2 protein-coding genes are annotated in these 1,575 nt (G+C 65.7%); both read left to right on the forward strand.

Annotated features, from left to right (window positions below; genetic code table 11):
• Positions 1–144: 144 nt before the first annotated feature.
• Entirely contained in the window at positions 145–810 is a 666-nt protein-coding gene (locus tag ACFXB5_RS50735; RefSeq protein WP_385222155.1) for a hypothetical protein, read from the forward strand.
• A 137-nt stretch (positions 811–947) separates the two neighbouring features.
• Positions 948–1,463, forward strand: coding sequence for a transposase domain-containing protein (locus tag ACFXB5_RS50740; RefSeq protein WP_385222158.1), 516 nt, complete (start codon positions 948–950; stop codon positions 1,461–1,463).
• Positions 1,464–1,575 lie beyond the last annotated feature (112 nt).

The following is a 1,575-nucleotide window of genomic DNA, read 5'->3' on the forward strand; positions in this document are numbered from 1 at the left end:
ATTGAATCGTTTGCTTCCGCTGGAGGACGCATGACCGTCGGCAGCACCCCGTCCCCGGCCCCGGTGTGGGGGGGGGGGGCGCCCCCCCACGCCCCCCCACCTACCCGACAGATCGAGACCGCCTATCTGGCACTGCGTCACACCATGCTCAAAGGGCGCGTTCTACGGTCGAAGGACCCGGTGGGCCTCACCCAGAAGATGTGGGCACTCCTGACCATCTACCAGGCTCTGCGCTCGATGATGGTGACCGCAGTGGAGACAGTGCCTGAATGCGATCCCGATCGGGCCGGCTTCACCGTGGCCCTGGAGGCCGCGCGCGACACGGTCGTTGGCGTCGCTGGGACGGCTGCGGCCGCAACTCCGAGCGGACACCTTGACCTGGTAGGACACATTGGCACCCGCGTCCTGAAGGCGTTGCTGCCCAAGAGCCGAATGCGGCTGTCCGCTCGCATCGTCAAGTGCGGTACATCTCGCTACGACATCTGGAACCGCGACGGGCGGCCTCGCGACAGTACGCCGATCACCGCCATTGTGATCACCGTGCATCCACCGGCTCTCCCCACCACGCATGCCCCAGACCGGGCCGCTTCCGGCCGCTGGGGACAGGTCTGCCGGATCTTGGCGGAGAACTCCAACCAGGCCATGCACGCCCGCGACATCGCAGGGCATCTCGGCCTCATCGCCACCGGGCGTGTGCTGAGCGGCTTCAACGCGCAGCTCTGCTACTGGGCGCGCAACGGCCGACTCATCCGTACGGCACCGAGTACGTACAAGATCCCCTCTTCCCGGGGCCTTGACACCGTCAACTGAGCCTTAACTTCGTGGCATTGGATGCTGGACGCGATCCGCTACCTCGTGGACAACGGCCAATGCCGTTGCTTGAGACGTGCACGTAGTTCCTCTCCCAGGCACGGTGACCGCCGGGGTGCTGGTTCGTTGACACGGACATGCATTCATGGATCGGGTTATCCGATGAGGTCCGGCTCGGGTTGCTCACCGAGTGGATCGTTCCTGAGCTGGTGGACGAGGTGCTGACCGCGTGTGGTCGGCTGGATGCCAAGCCGCGTCCTCTGTCGAGTCGGTTCATGGTCTACTTCGTGCTTGCTCTGGCGCTGTTTCAGCAGGACTCCTACGACGATGTCGCGGAGAACCTGGTTGGGGCCATGGGCGAGATGGACCAGGCGGTCCCGAACAAGTCGTCGTTCACCAGGGCCCGGCAGCAGCTTGGGTCAGCACCGTTGGAAGGAGTGTTCCGCCGTGTGGCGGGCGCCATCGCTCCGCCCGCACTCGAGGCGGCCTTCTGGCACGGGATGAGGGTCGCCGCGGTCGACGGGTTCTTGCTGGACGTTGCGCTTGCCGAGAATGTCATCCGCCCTGGTCGGACGCCTGCACCCGGGCTGGCGGTGGTCGGCCTCGTCGCTCTAGTCGGCGCTCTCGCGCAGCCGACAGTCCACGCGTCATGATGATCGACCGTGCTACTGCGACTGGCCTACCTGGGAGTGACCAACGCGTTCGCGCTGCTGCGTCTGCTGCCGAAGAGCGACCGGGACAAAGATGCGGAGATCCTGGCCCTCC

The organism is Streptomyces sp. NPDC059455 (genome assembly GCF_042750115.1).
Taxonomy (GTDB): Bacteria; Actinomycetota; Actinomycetes; order Streptomycetales; family Streptomycetaceae; genus Streptomyces; species Streptomyces endocoffeicus.

Bases quoted from the DNA above. Each gene is read 5' to 3' on its own strand.
- ACFXB5_RS50735 (WP_385222155.1), top strand. From the start codon at position 145: ATGCTCAAAGGGCGCGTTCTACGGTCGAAGGACCCGGTGGGCCTCACC.
- ACFXB5_RS50740 (WP_385222158.1), top strand. From the start codon at position 948: ATGCATTCATGGATCGGGTTATCCGATGAGGTCCGGCTCGGGTTGCTC.